The following is a 16,221-nucleotide window of genomic DNA, read 5'->3' as shown; positions in this document are numbered from 1 at the left end:
CTGGTTGCGCTCCGGCTAGACCTTGAAAATGGTTGGCTGAACTTGCTTCAGACCCGGCACTGCACTGTGAATCATCGATTCCGAATGACCGACCAGGAGATAGCCACCGGGCCGCAAATGGCTGCACAATTGCTCGATCACCTTGCGCTGGGTCTCACGCTCGAAATAGATCAGGACGTTGCGGCAGAAGATGATGTCGACGTCCCGGTCGACGGGATAGGACTTGTCCATGAGGTTCATCCTCATGAAATGCGTCATGCGCCGCAATTCCGGCACCACCCGCACCTCGCCGCGCGACTTGTCCCGCGACGACAAAAAATACCGTTTCACGAAGGGATCCGGCACCGGGGCGAGCACGTCGCGGGTGTAGATCGCGGCCTTGGCAAGGCGCAGCACCGCGGTCGAGATGTCGGTCCCGAGGATGCGGTACTGAAACCGCGAGCCGTTCCGCGTCATGTCGTCCAGCACCATGGCGGTCGTGTAGGCTTCCATGCCGGTGGAGCTCGCCGAGCTCCAGATCTTCAGGTTCGCGTTTTTCCGACCGTGCAACTTGAGCAGGGCCGGGATCGCGACGTCCCTCATGAAGGTGAAGTGCTGGGGCTCCCGGAAGAAGTCGGTCTTGTTGGTCGTCACCACATCGATGAGATGGGTCAGCTCGGTGTCGAAATGATCGGCCTCGAACAGGTTGTCGACATACTCGTTGAGGTCGGAGAAGTTCAGCGCGCGCACGCGCTTGTGCAGCCTCCCCTCCAGCATCAGCCGCTTGCCCTGCGGCAGCTTGATGCCGACCTGGCCCTCGATCAGTTCGGCGATGGTCCGGAAGTGGCGGTCGGACAGATGGACGACCGTATCCTGCACGGCGGGCGTCATGGCTGAATGCCCCGATCCGCGATGGCCGCCTGCACTGAATGTCGGGCCGAACGGGCCATCTTGAATCCCACGCGTTTACACGATCACTGACGGCCGATCGGCCCACCGGTGAAGGATGGGCCGACCTCTTGGCGGCTCTCAGCGCTGGAAATCGGCGTCCCGATCGTCCTCGCCGTCGTTCATGTCGAAGGCGAAGCCGCCGCCACCGGCAGCCTTCACCGCGCGCGCCGGCCTCGCCTGCGGCTTCTTGGCCGGACGCTCGACGGCCGCCATTGTCGCCGCCTTGGCGCGGAGCTGGGTAACCGCCCGGTCGATCGGCGCGGCGGCCTGGCTGCGTCCCTGCTCGATGCGGAAATAGGCAATCGTCGACTGAAGCTGCTCGGCCTGCGAGGCGAGCTCCTCCGAGGTCGAGGAGACCTGTTCGGACGCGCTGGCGTTCTGCTGACCGACCTTGTCGAGCTGCTGGATCGCCTGGTTGATCTGGGCCGAGCCGACGTCCTGCTCGCGGCAGGCGGCGGTGATTTCCTCGACGAGCTCCGCCGTCCTCTTGATGTCGGGGACGAGCTTGGAAAGCATATTGCCGGCTTCCTGCGCGACCTTGACGGTTTCAGTCGACAGCGTGCCGATCTCGGCCGCGGCCGCCTGGCTGCGTTCGGCAAGCTTGCGTACTTCGGAGGCGACCACCGCAAAGCCCTTGCCGTGCTCGCCGGCGCGCGCGGCCTCGACCGCGGCGTTGAGCGCGAGCAGATCGGTCTGGCGCGCGATCTCCTGCACGATCGTGATCTTCTCGGCGATGGTCTGCATCGCGTTGACGGCACGGCCGACCGCGGCACCGCTGGCCTCGGCGTCCTTGGCCGACTGCGCCGCGATCTTCTCGGTCTGGTTGGCGTTGTCGGCATTCTGCTTCACGTTCGAGGCCATCTCCTCCATCGAGGACGAGGCTTCCTCGGCGGATGAAGCCTGCTCGGTCGCGCCCTGCGAGAGCTGCTCGGCGCTGGCGGACAGTTCCTGGCTGCCGGCGGACACGTTCTGCGCCGCGGTCAGGGCTTCCGACACGATCTGGCGAAGCTTCTCCACCATGCGCTCGAGCGCGAGGCCGAGCGTATCCTTTTCCGACAGCGGTTTGGCCTCGACCATGAGATCGCCCTGTGCGATCTGGTTGGCGAGCGCCGCCGTCGCGTTGAGGTTGACCGTCATCGCGTTCAGCGACTTGATGAGATCTCCGATCTCATCATTGCTGGAGGACTCGATCTTGTGGCTGAGATCGCCAATCGCCACCGCATCCGCGAGGTCCACCGCCTGCGCCAGCGCACGGCTGATGTTCAGGGCAATCCAGGTCGCAGCGACCGCCGCGATCAGCAGCGAGGCGATGACCAGGCTCATCAGCAGCATCTCGGCGCGCGCACCGTCCTGCTTGGACTGCTCGGCCTGCTCAGCCATGTTCTTCTTGACGTTCTTGATGTAACCGTCGGCCGCTTCGATCGCGTCCGCAACGACCTTGCGGCCGTCATGCATGGAGCGATCCAGGGCTTTCGGCTTGTCGGTCTTCGCGAGCCTGACCGTCTCGTCCTGATAGGCGTTGAGCTTGGCGAAGGCGACGTTGAAATTCTCCATCAGCTTCTTGCCGCTTTCGCTGGCGGCCGCGTAGATCTCGTCCTTCGACTTGGTGATCGCATCGCGGTTCTTGATGAGGTCGGCCTGGAACTGCTCGTGCTCCGCATCGGACGCTGCGAGAATCGAGTTCTTCTCCGCGCGCACGAGGAACAGGACGCCTTCCTTCAGCTCCGCGGCCTTTTCCATCCGGCCCGCACGGCTGACCAGAAGCTCGGTGGTGCCGACCATGTCCGCCAGCTTCATATAGCCGACCGCGCCGGCGATCATGGACAGCAGGATGACGACGCCGAAGGCGCTGGCAAGCTTGGCTTTGACGGTGAATCTCATGTCAGTCTCGTTGGTTCGAATTGGGGTGCTTACGCTTGACCACGCTTCACGCTTGCAAATTCAGGCGGCGCGAGAGGTATCGCGCGGGATCTCGTCGTTCGCCATCAGCTTGGCGAGATCGAAGATGACGACGAATTTCTCGCCCTTGCGGCCGATGCCGGCGGCATAGTCGGACTGCCATTTGCCGCCGACCTCGGGGATGGGCTCGATCGCCTCCTCGTCGATATCGGTGACCTCGAACACGCAATCTGCAACGAAGCCGACGCCGACCAGGCGATCCTTCATCGGCACGTCGAGGATGATGATGCGGGTCGCTTCAGTCGCTTCCACGGCCGGCAGGCCGAGCTTGGTGCGGAGATCGACGATAGGATAGCCGCTGCCGCGCACGTCGATCATGCCGAGCAGGAAATTCGGCGCATGCGGCAGCCGTGAGATCGGCCGCATGTCGAGAATTTCCCGCACATTGCGGATCGAGATGCCGAACGTCTCGCCGGCGAGCCCGAGCGTCAGATATTGCGAGGTTGCGGCCATGGTACGGTCCAGAGTCAGATTGTTTTCAAGTTGCGGTCAGCGCTGAAACTCGGCGTCGCGGTCGTCTTCGCCGTCGTGCATGTCGAAGGCGAAGCCGCCGCCGTTGGCGACCTTCAGCGCGCGCGCCGGCTTGCGGGCGGGCACGGGCTTCTTGACGCCGCGGTCCGCTGCCGCCATGTGCGCGGCCTTGGCGCGGAGCTGGGTGACCGCACGGTCGATCGGCGCCGGCGCGGCGGCCTCGCCGCGGCCGGCATGCTCGATGCGGAAGAACGAGATCGTCGACTGAAGCTGCTCGGCCTGCGAGGCGAGCTCCTCCGAGGTCGAGGACACCTGTTCGGAGGCGCTGGCGTTCTGCTGGCCGACCTTGTCGAGCTGCTGGATCGCCTGGTTGATCTGGGCCGAGCCGACGTCCTGCTCGCGGCAGGCCGCCGTGATCTCCTGGACCAGCTCGGCGGTCTTCTTGATGTCGGGCACGAGCTTGGACAGCATGTCGCCGGCTTCCCGCGCGACCTTCACGGTTTCCGTCGACAGCGTGCCGATGTCGGCCGCGGCCGCCTGGCTGCGTTCGGCGAGCTTGCGGACTTCGGACGCGACCACCGCAAAGCCCTTGCCGTGCTCACCGGCGCGCGCGGCCTCGACCGCGGCGTTGAGGGCAAGCAGGTCGGTCTGGCGCGCGATCTCCTGCACGATCGTGATCTTCTCGGCGATGGTCTGCATCGCGTTGACGGCACGCCCAACGGCAACGCCGCTGGCTTCCGCGTCCTTGGCCGACTGCGCGGCGATCTTCTCGGTCTGGTTGGCGTTGTCGGCATTCTGCTTCACGTTCGAGGCCATCTCTTCCATCGAGGACGAGGCTTCCTCGGCCGATGAAGCCTGCTCGGTCGCACCCTGCGAGAGCTGCTCGGCGCTGGCGGAGAGCTCCTGGCTGCCGGCGGAGACGTTGTTTGCAGCGGTGAGAGCCTCCTCGACGACCTGCCGAAGCTTCTCGACCATCATGTTGAGCGATTTGACGAGATCGCCGATCTCGTCGTTGCTGGAGACGTCGATCGTCTGGCTGAGGTCACCACTCGCCACCGCGCCGGCAAGGTCGACGGCGCGGCTGAGGCCACGCGCAATGCTGAGGGAAATCCAGATCGCGGCGATCAGGCCGATCGCGAGCGATGCTAACACGGCCGAGATCAGCAGGAACTGAGCGCGGTTGCCGTCCTCGTGAGCCTGAGCCGCCTGAGCGGCCATGTTCTTCTTGACGTTGGTTACGTAGACGCTGGCGGCTTCCATCGCCTCGCCGACCGCCTTGCGAGCCTCAATCGACGAGAGCTCGACGGCCTTCGTCCTGTCGGTCCTGGCGGTCTTGAGGACGTCGTCCTGAATGGCATTCATCCGGACGTAGGCGGCACCGAAATTCTCGATCAGCTTCTTGCCCTCGGCAGAAGCCTGCCCATGGATCTCCTCTTTCAGCTTCAGCAGCGTCTCACGTTGCTTGGCGATCTCGGCGATGAAGCGATCGGCCTCGCTATCCGGCGCGAGAAGCAGGTTCTTCTCGGCCCGAACCTGGGACAGAATTCCCTTCTCGATTTCCGCCGCACGATCCATTCGGCCGGCGCGCGACACCAGACTGTCGGCGGTGTCGATCATCTCGCTCAGTTTCACATAAGCGAGGCCGCCCGCCGCCATCGACAGCAACAGGACCACACCGAATGCAATGGCAAGCTTTGCCTTGACGGTAAATCTCATTTCCAGCCCCTACCCCAGTCTCGCCCGAGACCCCATTTCAATTCAGGATGCGTTCCATGTTGGGAACGATGACAAACTCTTCTCGCCACTTGGCGATGAAACGGATGAATTCCGGCTTCCAGTGCATGCCGACGCGCGGCGTCTGCTGCACGTCGGTCTGCGATATCTCCGTGACCTCATAGACCTTGTCGGCGGTGACGCCGACCAGCACCGGCTCGCCGTCCAGCTCGATCTCGATGACGACGATACGGGTGTCGGCGGAGTCGTCGAGCTGCGGCATGCCGAAGCGAATGCGCAGGTCGGCGAGCGGAATGACGTTGCCGCGCACGTTGATGACGCTCGGAACGAAGGCCCGCGCGCCCGCCACCTTGGTCACCGGCACGGGATCGATGATCTCGCGCACGAGGCCGGCATCGAGCGCGAACTTCTCTTCGCCGAGGCCGATCATCACGACCTGCATCGCGTCGACCTGATGTTCGCCCGCCTCGTCCATCACGCCGCCTCGCTGATGTGCTGCTTCTCGACCTTTGACTGCGCCATCGCGACGAGCTGTGCGACATCGAGGATCAGCGCCGCGGTACCGTCGCCCAGAATGGTCGCGCCGGAGAAGATCGTGACGTCGGAGTGCAGTTTGGACAGCGACTTGATCACGGTCTGGTGGTTGCCGATGATCTGGTCGGCAACGAGGCCGACGCGGGTCTCGCCGGTCGAGATGATGATCGTCTTCTGGTGCCGGTCAGGTGCGCCCGATGCGGTCATGATCTCGCGCAAGCGCAGGAACGGCACGAGGTTGCCGCGCACGTTGAGGAAATTGCGGCCGCGGGAACGTTCGTCCTCGGCCGTCAGCTCGACGCATTCCTCCACCGCCGACAACGGAATGATGTAGCGGCCTTCGCCGACGCGGATCAAGAGACCCTCGATGATCGCAAGCGTCAGCGGCAGGCGCAGCGTCACCGTGGTGCCCTGGCCCGGCTTGGTCGACAAGTCGATCGTGCCGCGCATGTTCTCGATGGTGCGCTTGACCACGTCCATGCCGACGCCGCGGCCCGACAGCGCCGAGATGGTCTGCGCGGTCGAGAAGCCCGGGTGGAACAGGAACTGGTGGATTTCGTGATCGGTCAGCACGGTGCCGGAGGCGATCAGCCCCTGCTCTTCCGCTTTCGCGCGGATACGCGCGGTGTTGAGGCCGCCGCCATTGTCCTTCACGGTGACGAGCACCTGCGCACCGGAATGAACGGCGGCGAGCTCGATCCGGCCCTGCTCCGTCTTGCCGTTGGCGGAGCGGGTCGCGGTGTCTTCGATGCCATGGTCGATGGCGTTGCGGATCAGGTGAACCAGCGGATCGGCCAGGCACTCGATCATGGTCTTGTCGAGCTCGGTGTCCTCGCCCGTGGTGACGAATTCGACCGGCTTCGACAGGTCGCGCGACAAATCGTGCACCAGGCGGCGGAAGCGGCCGAACAGCGAGCCGATCGGTACCATGCGCGCGCCCATCGTGGTGTCGCGCAAGGAGGAGGCTAGGCGCTCGATTTCCTCGGCGATCATCTTGATCGAGAGATCCGAACCGGACGAGGCGAGCTGCGTCAGCCGCGCCTGGGCGATGACGAGCTCGCCGACCCGGTCCATCAGCTCGTCGAGACGCTCGGCCTGGACGCGGACGGTGGCGATGCCGCGATCGTCACGCTTGGCCTCGGGTTTCGGTTCGGACTTCGATTCAAGTTTGGCTTCCGGCTTCGGCTCTGCCTTGACGATGGGCTGCGCGGCGACGGGCGCAGCAGCGACCTCGGCCACCGGCGCGGCCATCTCGGCCACGGGAGCCGGCTCCTCATCGAGCAGCTGGAACAGCGGCAGCGGCGCGGGCGCTTCGGCCTGCTCAAGCGGCGAGAGCGTCAGCTTCATTTCGTCCTGGACGAACATGAAGACGTCGTCGATCGCGTCCTTGTCGCAGGCGGCGTGCAGCTTGACGTCCCACTTCAGATAGCAGTCTTCCGGCTCCATCTCGTCGAGGAACGGGATGCCGTCGGTCACGGGCACGACGAAGCAGGGGCCGAGCTTGCAAAGGTCTTCCAGCAGATCGAGCGGGTTCGAGCCGTTGCGCAGGATGTGGGATTCAAATTCCAGATACAGATGCCAGCCGGCCTGCTTGCCCTCGCCGGGGGCCAGCGGCGGCGCTTCGGCGATTTCGGCGACGGGAGCGGCTGGCTGGTCGGAAAACACGAAGCGCTTGAGGTCGTCGAGGATGGCCTCGCCGATGATGTCGTCGGTCGACTGCGGATCCTCGATCAGCGCGCGGATATAGTCCTTGGCCGCAAGCGCGACCGAGATCAGCTCCTGCGTCGGCTTGATCTCGCCCTTGCGGACGCGGTCGAACGCGGTCTCGAATTCGTGGGTGAAGGAGGCGACCTTGTCGAAGCCGAACATGGCACCCGAGCCCTTGATGGTATGCAGGGCGCGGAAGGCGGAATCGACCAGCTCCCGGTCGTCGGGACGCTGGCCGAGATCGAGCAGGGCCCCTTCCAGGACCTCGAACAGCTCGCTGGCTTCCTGGCGAAAGACCTCGGTCGGGTCCATCGCACTCATGCACGCACCAGCTTGCCGACGACGGCGAGCAATTGCTCGGGCTTGAACGGCTTGGTGATCCAGCCGGTGGCGCCAGCGCTCTTGGCTTCCTGCTTCACCGTGTCGTTGGATTCGGTGGTCAGGAACACGATGGGCATGCCGACCGCGCTCGGCAGCTTGCGCAGCGCCCGGATCAGCTCCAGCCCGTTCATGACGGGCATATTAAGGTCGGTGATGACGAGGTCGAGCTTGCCGGCCTGCGCCTTGGCGAGCCCTTGCGCGCCGTCGCCGGCCTCGATCACGTTGTGACCGGCCGGCTCGAGCACGACCTTGATCATCTGACGGATGCTGGGGGAATCGTCGACCGTGAGAATCGTGGCCATCAGGTGCCATCTTTCTTTTGCGGGAAGTGCTGATCGATCATCGCATCGCTGGCGAAGCCGGCGCGGCGAAGGGTGTTGCGCAGAGACTGGGAGAATGATGTGAGCACCACCGGGCGGCCCTGGGCCTCGCCCGTCCTGGCGGTCGACAGCAGAAGCTGGATCGAGGTGACGTCGGCCTTGTCGACGCTCGAACAATCGATCTCGAGCCGGTCCTGCCGGCCAAAAGCTTCGCGGATCAGATCATAGACACTGCGGATCGCAGCGATGCTGCAATCTGCAGGCAGCCGTAGGGACCACTTCGGCTCAGTGACATCAGACGGCATTCGTCCCCCAAGATTTCCTCGGGATTCGCTGCACGCATGACGCGAATCCCGCGCGACGACTATTCGCTTGGGGGAGTGTGCAAACCCCTAATGGGCATCACCGTACAACTACGGGTCACAAACCGAAGAACTTCGCGCATGCATGCAGACGTGCATGGTTCGCTCAATTCTCATGCGTTGTGCGCAGTCTTGAGTCAGTTCGCCGCAGCCCGGGCGTTTGCTCCGCGTTAAATCGCAAAGGCTATTCGTGGAGGTCACGCCTCGCATCCGAACGAGACCGGCCGCCGATGCTGACCCAAGCGCTTCTCGTTGATGACAGCCGCTCTGTCCTCAATTTCCTGAAACGTCATATCGAAGCCGAAGGCCTGGTCGAGGCCACGACGTTCCTCGATCCCGTCGAGGCGCTGGCTTGCGCACGCGAGCGCGTCTTCGACCTCGTGCTGGTCGACTACGAGATGCCGCATATGGACGGCATCAGCTTCATCCGCGCCTTCCGCGCCCTGCCCGGCTGCGCCGACATCCCGATCGCCATGATCACGTCGCGACAGACCGATGACGTCAAGATGGAAGCGCTGCAGGTTGGTGCAACCGATTTCTTACCGAAACAGCCACAGAGCGTCGAGATGACGGTGCGGCTGCGCAATTTGGTGCGCCTTGGTGCAGCCGTGCGCAAGCAGAACGACCGTGCCGCCGATCTGGCGAGCGCGGTCGCGGCCGCGACCCAGAAGCTAGGCGAGCGCGAGGAGGAGATCATCCTGCGGCTCGCGCTCGCGGTCGAATACCGCGACAACGACACCGGCGAGCACACGTTGCGGGTCGCCCGCTACAGCCGCATCATCGCCGAGCAGCTCGGCCTGCCGCCCCGGCTCTGCCGCGACATCTATCTGGCCGCGCCCCTGCACGACGTCGGCAAGGTCGCCATCCCCGACCATATCCTCCTCAAGCCCGGCAGGCTCACCGACGATGAGATGGCGGTGATCCGCACCCATGCGACGATCGGCGAAAAGATCCTGGCGGACTCCAGCTGCGAGCTGATCCAGCTCGGTGCGCAAATTGCCGCGGGCCATCACGAGCGCTGGGACGGCGCGGGCTATCCGAACGGCCTTCAGGCAGACGAGATTCCGGTCGCCGCGCGCGTCGTCGCGGTCGCCGACGTCTTCGACGCCCTGACGACGCGCCGGCCATATAAAGAGCCGATGCCGCTCGACGTGGCGCGCAACTATCTGATCGAGAACCGAGGCCGGCAGTTCGACCCGGCCTGCGTCGAGGCCTTCCTGTCGCGCTGGGACGAGGTCGTGGAAATCGCCGCCGGTCAGCAGGCGACGCCGTATCAGAAGACCGAAGCCCCTCTCGCTCCCATTATAGAGTGTGCGGCCGAGAGCCGTGCGGTCGAGGACCGGTTGCCTGAGCCCGTGCCGGCCGCCTGACATGATTCATCCGGCCAACCGCTTGCCGCGGCTTCGCTTTTCTCCGGTCGCCGGTTTGAACCAGTTGCTGCTAGAATGCACCAACAACCAAGAGTGATTCCGGGCACACTTACCTGGACGCGCCGGTGCTAAGCATCGAATCAGGACGGGGACCGGCGATTTATCGGTCGAATTGGATGAGAATTCCCATGAGAAGCCTGATCGGCGTTGGTGTCGGCGCTTTCTGTCTTGCGGCCCCCGCTTTGGCGGAGACCCCGGCCGCGATCGTCGAGGATGTGCAGGGCAAGGTCGACGGCATCGCGTTCATGGACTATGTGGCGCCCGGCAAGATCATCAAGCTCGGACCCAAGGCCAGCGTCACGCTCAGCTACCTCAAATCCTGCCAGCGCGAGACCATCAGCGAAGGCGTCGTCCTGGTCGGCGCCGAGCAGAGCACCGTGCAACTCGGCGAGGTCAAGCGCGAGAAGGTGCCCTGCGACACCAATGCGGCAAAATTGTCCGAGCGCGAGGCGAACCAGAGCGCCGCAACGACCTTCCGCACCATGCGATCGGACGCGAAGGGAGCGCCGCCGGCCAAGCTGCCGACGCTCTATGGCGTCGCCCCGCTGATACAGGCCAAGAGCGGCAGCACGCTGGTGATCGAACGCACCGACGGCAAGGAGCCCACGATCAGCGTGCCGCTCAAGAGCGAGATGATGGTCGGCGGCAAGTTCTACGACTTTGCCAAGGCCGGAAAGACACTGACCCCGGGCGGCAGCTATCTCGCCATCCTAGGCGCCAAGCGCTACGCCTTCCAGGTCGATGCCAGCGCCACGTCATCGCCGACGCCGATCGTCGGCCGGCTGCTGCGGCTCGAATAGGCGGTCTGCGACGGGGCGATGCGGCGGATCGGGGGACGGGACATCGTTGCGGCGATCCTGATTGCGCTCGTTGCGGGCGCAGTCTTCACGTCCCCGCCGCTTCAGACGCTGCAAGGTCTCTCGCTCGACATCCTCACGGCGTTGCGCGGCAAGATCGCCCCCGATCGCCGCGATCCCGCAACATCACCGGTCGTGGTCGTCGCGATCGATGGCGAGACCTACGACACCCCTCCCTTCAGGGGATCGCCGACGCAGACCTGGACACGCGAGATAGGCCGCGTGCTCACCGGCATCGCCGACGGCGGCGCCAAGGTGATCGGCTTCGACGTCATCTTTCCGAGCTCGATCGAGCAGTCGGAGATTTCCTTTGGTGAGACGCCGATCGGTGCCCGCATGAAGGGCTTTGACCGGGACTATCTCATCGCGCTGCGCAAGCTTTCCGACAGCGGCAAGCTGGTGCTCGGCGAGATCCTCAGCAATGACCATCCGGATGTGCCTTATCCCGCGCAGCGCCTTGCGGTGAGAAACAATGTCCGCGCCCTCAACGTTCACACCGATGCCGACGACGTGATCCGGCGGATGCCTCTGAGCTTTTCTGTCGGCGACAAACGGGTGCCTGCCATGGCCGTCGAGCTAGCTGCGCACGCACTCGGTGCAGCGCCGCAGACCACTCCGTCTGGCGCAACGATATTGTCTGGCTATGCGATCCCCGGTGCGGTGCCGAACACGCTGACGCTCAACTACCGTGGCATGGGCCGCGACGTCCCGACCTATTCTTTCGCCGACCTGCGGGCCTGCCTCGAAAAGGGCGACAGCGATTTCTTCCGTCGCGCTTTCGACGGCAAGGTCGTGCTGCTCGGCACCATTTTGAACTTCGAGGACCGCAAACTGACCTCAATGCGACTGTCCGGCGGATATGACGGAACGCCGGCCGCACGATGCGCCCTGCCCGCGCCGACCAGCACCGCACAGAAGGCGCGTAGCGACGTCGCAGGCGTGTTCGTGCATGCCACCGTCGTGCGAAACCTGATCGAGCATGACGCCGTGAGCGAACTCGGTTTTCCCCTGCGCACCATTCTCACGATCGTGTTTGCGGCCATCATCGCCTTCGCAGCCTGCATGCTCGCACCCGGCGGCGCGACGATCGCATGGTTGGGCCTCACGGCCGTTTACACAGGTGTCGCCGTCGCCGCGTTCACGCAGGCGCTGGCGCTGCCGCTCACGGAGCCCGCGCTCGCAAGCCTCGCCGCGCTCGCGATGATGATCGGCTATCGCTTCGTGGTGGCCGATCGCGACGAGCGCTTCCTGCGCAAGAGCTTTGCCTTCTATCTCGCGCCGGAAGTCATCAACACCATGGTGGCCTCCGGCAAGATGCCCGCGCTCGGCGGCGAGGCGCGCAACGTCACCATGTTCTTCTCCGACCTCAGCGGCTTCTCCTCCATTGCCGAGACGATGACGCCCGGCGAGCTGGTCACGCTGATGAACGAATATCTCTCGGCGATGACCGACATCATCGAGGGCCATGGCGGTTATGTCGACAAATATATCGGCGATTCCATCGTCGCCATGTTCGGTGCTCCGGCCGACGATCCCGCCCACGCGCGCAACGCGGTTCACGCCGCGCTGAAGTGCCACGAGAAGCTCGCGGAATTGAACGCCAGCAATCCCGCCTTCGCAGGCCACGGCCTATCGCACCGCATCGGGCTCAACAGCGGCGAAGCCGTGGTCGGCAATATCGGCTCGCGCCGCCGCTTCAACTACACCGTGATGAGCGACACCGTGAACGTCGCCTCGCGCCTCGAGGGCGCCAACAAATATTACGGCACCGCAATCATGGCCTCGGAAACGACGATGGCGCAGACCGGCGACACTTTCTCCTGGCGTGAGCTCGATGCGATCAGGGTGCTCGGCCGCGGCGAGGCAATCAAGGTGTTCGAGCCGCTGGCGGACAAGGGCGCGGAGAGCGCCGAGCAAACGAAGGTGGCCACAGCGTATGCGGAGGGGCTGGCGTGCTGGCGGGCAAGGGAGTTTGCCAAGGCCGCCGAGGCGTTCGACGGCGTCGCGAAGATCGACCCGGCGTCGGCGCTGTTCGCCAAGCGCGCGAAAGCCCTCACCGCAAATCCACCATCGCCAGAGTGGACGCCGGTCAATACGCTGGAAGGAAAGTAGCGGTTGTTTACTCTCCGTCAGAAGGCTCAAGGAATGACGTTCGCGGCACGCAACCTGCTGAAGAGATCGAAGAAACTGTCGTCCGTCGCCTGATATTCAAGGAAACCGAGCTTACGGCTCTTGCTCATATCGGTGACGACTTCGATAGGTCGGCCCAAGTCGGCATCGGTGTGCCACGCCGACGAAAGGACGGAGAGGTCACTTTCGGCGAGATCATACTTGAGCGCGATATCAGCCCATATACGACCTGAATCAGCAAGCTGACGCTCGAGCGGCGAAATTTCCGCTGGAAAGGGAGCAGGCTGCAGCCCGAACCAGCCGGCCAGTCGCGCCCACATCCAGTTCCATCGGAAGACATCGCCATTTACGACGTTGAATGCCTGGTTTCGCGCGGCCGTCGTCGTCGCGGCCCATTCCAGGTGCCGCGCCAGCAATCTGGCATCCGTCATATCCGTCAAGCCGGTCCATTGCATCGCCGATCCCGGAAAGAGAAATGGCCGCCCCGTTTCTCGACAGATCGTGGCGTAGACGGCAAGCGTCGTTCCCATGTTCATGGCGTTGCCTATCGCATAACCGATGATCGTGTGCGGGCGGTGAATGCTCCAGCTGAAACCACCGCGCCTGGCCGCATCGAACAGTTCGTCCTCCTGAGCGTAGTAGAAATTCCCGACATCGAGCCGCGGTTGCTCCTCGCGGAACGGCGTCGCGGGCAGCCTGCCTTTACCGTAGGACTCGAACGGTCCCAGGTAATGCTTTAGCCCGGTGACCAGCGCGACATGAGAAAGCGCATCTGCGCCGGAAAGTGCGCCCAACACGTTGCGCACCATCGCAGCATTAACGCGGATATTCTCCGCCTCGGTCGGCTGACGTAGCCATGTGGCGAGAAACACGTGAGTGGGACGAAGGCTCGCCAAGATGTCGCGAAGCGAGGCCGGATCCTGCAGATCGGCCGCGATGGGACGAACACCATCGAGGCCGCTTGGTGGGCGCCTTGCGAGCCCAAGCACCTGCCAGCCGCGATCGCTGAGATGGCGGGCGAGATTGCTGCCGACAATACCGCTGGCGCCGACCACAAGCGCTGTGTTCGTCATCGCCGCGCCCTCCTGTTCGGTTGAGGAGGTAGGAACTATCGCACAAGGCAACAGAGCATTTCGGCGTCAGTCACCACTTATTGAAAGGGAACCGGCCTGACGGAACTCGCCTCGTGCCGCGAGGAGAGCTCCCCTTTGGAGCGCGAACGTCAGCTGGGCGGTCGCAAACCGTCGCTAAAACGGCAGTCCCACGTAATTCTCCGCGAGCAGCCGCTGCGCCGTCTCGGACGAGAGCAGATACTCGAGCTCGGTCTGCTGAAGCCGGTCCTCGTATTCGGAACGGTCGGGAAAACGATGCAGCAGCATCGTCATCCACCACGAAAAGCGCTGCGCTTTCCATATCCGGGCAAGCGCCTTGGCGGAATAGCCCGCAAGGCCGGAATCATCACCGTGCTGATAATGCGCAAGCATGGCGTGGTAGAGATAGTAGATGTCGGACGCGGCGCTGTTGAGCCCGCGCGCGCCGGTCGGCGGCACGATGTGGGCGGCATCGCCGGCAAGGAACAGGCGGCCGTAGCTCATCGGCTCGGCGACGAAGCTGCGCAAGGGCGCGATGCTCTTCTCGATCGAGGGTCCGGTGATCAGGCGGCCGGCGACCTCGTCCGGCAGGCGACGCTTCAGCTCCGTCCAGAATGCATCGTCGCTCCAGTCCTCCACCTTGTCGGTCAACGGCACCTGGACGTAGTAGCGGCTCAGCACCTGTGAGCGTAGCGAGCAGAGCGCAAAGCCGCGTTCATGCTTCACATAGATCAGTTCGGGCGACACCGGTTTCGTGCGCGACAGCACCCCGAGCCAGCCGAACGGATAGACCTTCTCGTATTCGCGCAGCACGTCCTTCGGGATGGACCTGCGGCTGACGCCGTGAAAGCCGTCGGCGCCAACGACGTAATCGCAATCGATGCGGACGATCTCGTCGTTCGATCGATAGGTCACGTAGGGCCGGTCCGACGTCAGATCGTGTGGCGTCACGTCCTCGGCGTTGTGCACGACCTTGCCGCCGAGGCGATCGCGCGCCTCGTAGAGGTCGCGCGTCAGTTCGGTCTGGCCATAGACCAGCACCGAATTGCCGCCGGAATGCTTGTGCAGGTCGATGTGGGAGAGCACGCCGTCATGCGCGATCTCGAAACCGTTGTGGATCTCGCCCTCGCGGTCCATCCGCTCGCCGCACTGCGCCTCGCGCATCAACCCGGCGAAGCCGTGCTCGAGCACGCCGGCACGGATGCGGGCGAGCACGTGGTCGCGGCTGTATTTCTCCAGCACGACCGTTTCGATGCCCTTCAGGTGCAGAAGCTGGGACAACAGCAGCCCGGACGGCCCACCGCCGATGATGCAAACCTGAACTTTCATTTTTACGTCCTCCCGTCGCTGCGTTTTTTGCAGATGCGGCGCCGCAAACCGATGGAGGGTTTCGTCTTTGTCTTGTACTATTCGAACATGAAAACCGCAGCCTCAGCCCCGGCAATCCGGGTCTACAACCTCTTCGGCGAGTCGGGCGATCTGCCCGACGTCGTGCATTGCGAGACGATCGCGTCGCGCTCGGTGCTGCACGACTGGACGCTGGCCGTGCACCGCCATGCCCGGCTGCACCAGGTCCTGCTGATCGAGCGCGGCGGCGGCGAGGCGACGCTCGACGGACGCGTGGTGCCGCTCCGGCCAATGCAGGTCGTCAATGTGCCGGTCGGCCATGTCCACGGCTTCCGCTTCGAGCCCGATACCCAGGGCTGGGTGCTGACCATCGCTGCGGAAATTCTCGACGAGGCACTGCTTGCCTCCGAAGGACTGCGCGGCGCCCTGTCGCGATCGGCCGTGGTACGCGGCACGCCGCAGATCCGCACCACCATGAAGCAGATCTTCGCCGAGCACGCCGCGCGCGATTTCGGCCGCGCGCACGTGCTGCGTGCACTGTCGGCAGCCATGATCGGGCTGGTGGCCCGTGCGCTCACCAGCGAGAGCGGCGGCAACGGTACGGCGGAAAGCGGGCTGTTCCGCCGCTTCGAGGCGCTGCTGGAACAGCATCATCTGGAACGCTGGAGCGTTGCGGACTATGCAGGCGCGCTGTCGATCACGCCGACCCATCTCAACCGGCTGACGCGGGCGGCGACCGGCGACACCGCCTCGCACCTGATCCTCAACCGGCTGATCCGCGAGGCGCGTCGCAACCTCGTCTACACCAATTTGCCGGTCTCGACGATCGCCTACGCGCTCGGCTTCGAGGATCCCGCCTATTTCAGCCGTGTCTATGCCGCAGCCACGGGCCTGTCGCCGCGCGCCTTTCGCGACCGGCTCCATGGCGGCGAGGCTTGAGGCCATCCCACGTCGAAGAACCGGTCCCC

At 64.3% G+C, this 16,221-nt stretch carries 14 protein-coding genes; 4 read left to right on the top strand and 10 right to left on the bottom strand.

The window, feature by feature from the left end:
- Positions 1-15: 15 nt before the first annotated feature.
- From AB7008_RS11785 to AB7008_RS11750, 8 genes are all read right to left on the bottom strand, one after another.
- Positions 16-870, bottom strand: a complete 855-nt coding sequence (locus tag AB7008_RS11785; RefSeq protein ID WP_304492911.1) for a CheR family methyltransferase — start codon at positions 868-870, stop codon at positions 16-18.
- Positions 871-1,008: 138 nt separating this feature from the next.
- Positions 1,009-2,811 (bottom strand): methyl-accepting chemotaxis protein, encoded by a 1,803-nt coding sequence (locus AB7008_RS11780; RefSeq protein WP_264621937.1) that lies wholly within the window; start codon positions 2,809-2,811, stop codon positions 1,009-1,011.
- A 60-nt stretch (positions 2,812-2,871) separates the two neighbouring features.
- Complete coding sequence (locus tag AB7008_RS11775; protein WP_248881588.1) at positions 2,872-3,342, bottom strand: chemotaxis protein CheW; 471 nt, start codon at positions 3,340-3,342, stop codon at positions 2,872-2,874.
- A gap of 36 nt (positions 3,343-3,378) precedes the next feature.
- Positions 3,379-5,076 carry a methyl-accepting chemotaxis protein gene (locus tag AB7008_RS11770; RefSeq protein ID WP_304492910.1) on the bottom strand — a complete coding sequence of 566 codons (1,698 nt, stop codon included), beginning with the start codon at positions 5,074-5,076 and terminating at the stop codon, positions 3,379-3,381.
- A 37-nt stretch (positions 5,077-5,113) separates the two neighbouring features.
- On the bottom strand, positions 5,114-5,569 hold the full coding sequence (locus tag AB7008_RS11765) for a chemotaxis protein CheW (protein WP_304492909.1): 456 nt from the start codon (positions 5,567-5,569) through the stop codon (positions 5,114-5,116).
- A complete protein-coding gene (locus AB7008_RS11760) occupies positions 5,569-7,656 on the bottom strand; it encodes a chemotaxis protein CheA (RefSeq protein WP_441258843.1) in 2,088 nt (695 codons plus the stop codon). Before AB7008_RS11760 ends, AB7008_RS11765 begins: the two co-directional genes overlap by 1 nt.
- The gene (locus AB7008_RS11755) at positions 7,653-8,018 is read right to left on the bottom strand and encodes a response regulator (RefSeq protein ID WP_008142319.1); all 366 of its coding nucleotides are present in this window, start codon (positions 8,016-8,018) and stop codon (positions 7,653-7,655) included. The genes AB7008_RS11760 and AB7008_RS11755 overlap by 4 nt, the downstream gene beginning before the upstream one ends.
- Entirely contained in the window at positions 8,018-8,341 is a 324-nt protein-coding gene (locus tag AB7008_RS11750; protein WP_014497542.1) for an STAS domain-containing protein, read from the bottom strand. Before AB7008_RS11750 ends, AB7008_RS11755 begins: the two co-directional genes overlap by 1 nt.
- A gap of 287 nt (positions 8,342-8,628) precedes the next feature.
- Here AB7008_RS11750 and AB7008_RS11745 point away from each other — a divergent pair, with 287 nt between their 5' ends.
- From AB7008_RS11745 to AB7008_RS11735, 3 genes are all read left to right on the top strand, one after another.
- The gene (locus AB7008_RS11745; RefSeq protein ID WP_304492907.1) at positions 8,629-9,768 is read left to right on the top strand and encodes a response regulator; all 1,140 of its coding nucleotides are present in this window, start codon (positions 8,629-8,631) and stop codon (positions 9,766-9,768) included.
- A gap of 188 nt (positions 9,769-9,956) precedes the next feature.
- Positions 9,957-10,628: a hypothetical protein gene (locus tag AB7008_RS11740; RefSeq protein ID WP_304492906.1), complete on the top strand. Its 672-nt coding sequence runs from the start codon at positions 9,957-9,959 to the stop codon at positions 10,626-10,628.
- Between the two features lie 18 nt (positions 10,629-10,646).
- Positions 10,647-12,797 carry an adenylate/guanylate cyclase domain-containing protein gene (locus AB7008_RS11735; protein WP_304492905.1) on the top strand — a complete coding sequence of 717 codons (2,151 nt, stop codon included), beginning with the start codon at positions 10,647-10,649 and terminating at the stop codon, positions 12,795-12,797.
- Positions 12,798-12,823: 26 nt separating this feature from the next.
- Here the strand turns inward: AB7008_RS11735 and AB7008_RS11730 are convergent, their stop codons facing one another.
- A complete protein-coding gene (locus tag AB7008_RS11730) occupies positions 12,824-13,888 on the bottom strand; it encodes an SDR family oxidoreductase (RefSeq protein ID WP_441258842.1) in 1,065 nt (354 codons plus the stop codon).
- A gap of 174 nt (positions 13,889-14,062) precedes the next feature.
- On the bottom strand, positions 14,063-15,235 hold the full coding sequence (pobA, locus tag AB7008_RS11725; RefSeq protein WP_441258841.1) for a 4-hydroxybenzoate 3-monooxygenase: 1,173 nt from the start codon (positions 15,233-15,235) through the stop codon (positions 14,063-14,065).
- Positions 15,236-15,286: 51 nt separating this feature from the next.
- Here pobA and AB7008_RS11720 point away from each other — a divergent pair, with 51 nt between their 5' ends.
- A complete protein-coding gene (locus tag AB7008_RS11720) occupies positions 15,287-16,192 on the top strand; it encodes a helix-turn-helix domain-containing protein (protein ID WP_041955129.1) in 906 nt (301 codons plus the stop codon).
- Positions 16,193-16,221 lie beyond the last annotated feature (29 nt).

It is taken from the genome of Bradyrhizobium sp. 521_C7_N1_3 (genome assembly GCF_052075975.1).
Classification (GTDB): Bacteria; Pseudomonadota; Alphaproteobacteria; order Rhizobiales; family Xanthobacteraceae; genus Bradyrhizobium; species Bradyrhizobium japonicum.
The sequence above is the reverse complement of the archived record's forward strand: the minus strand, read 5'-3'. Positions and strand labels throughout refer to the sequence as shown.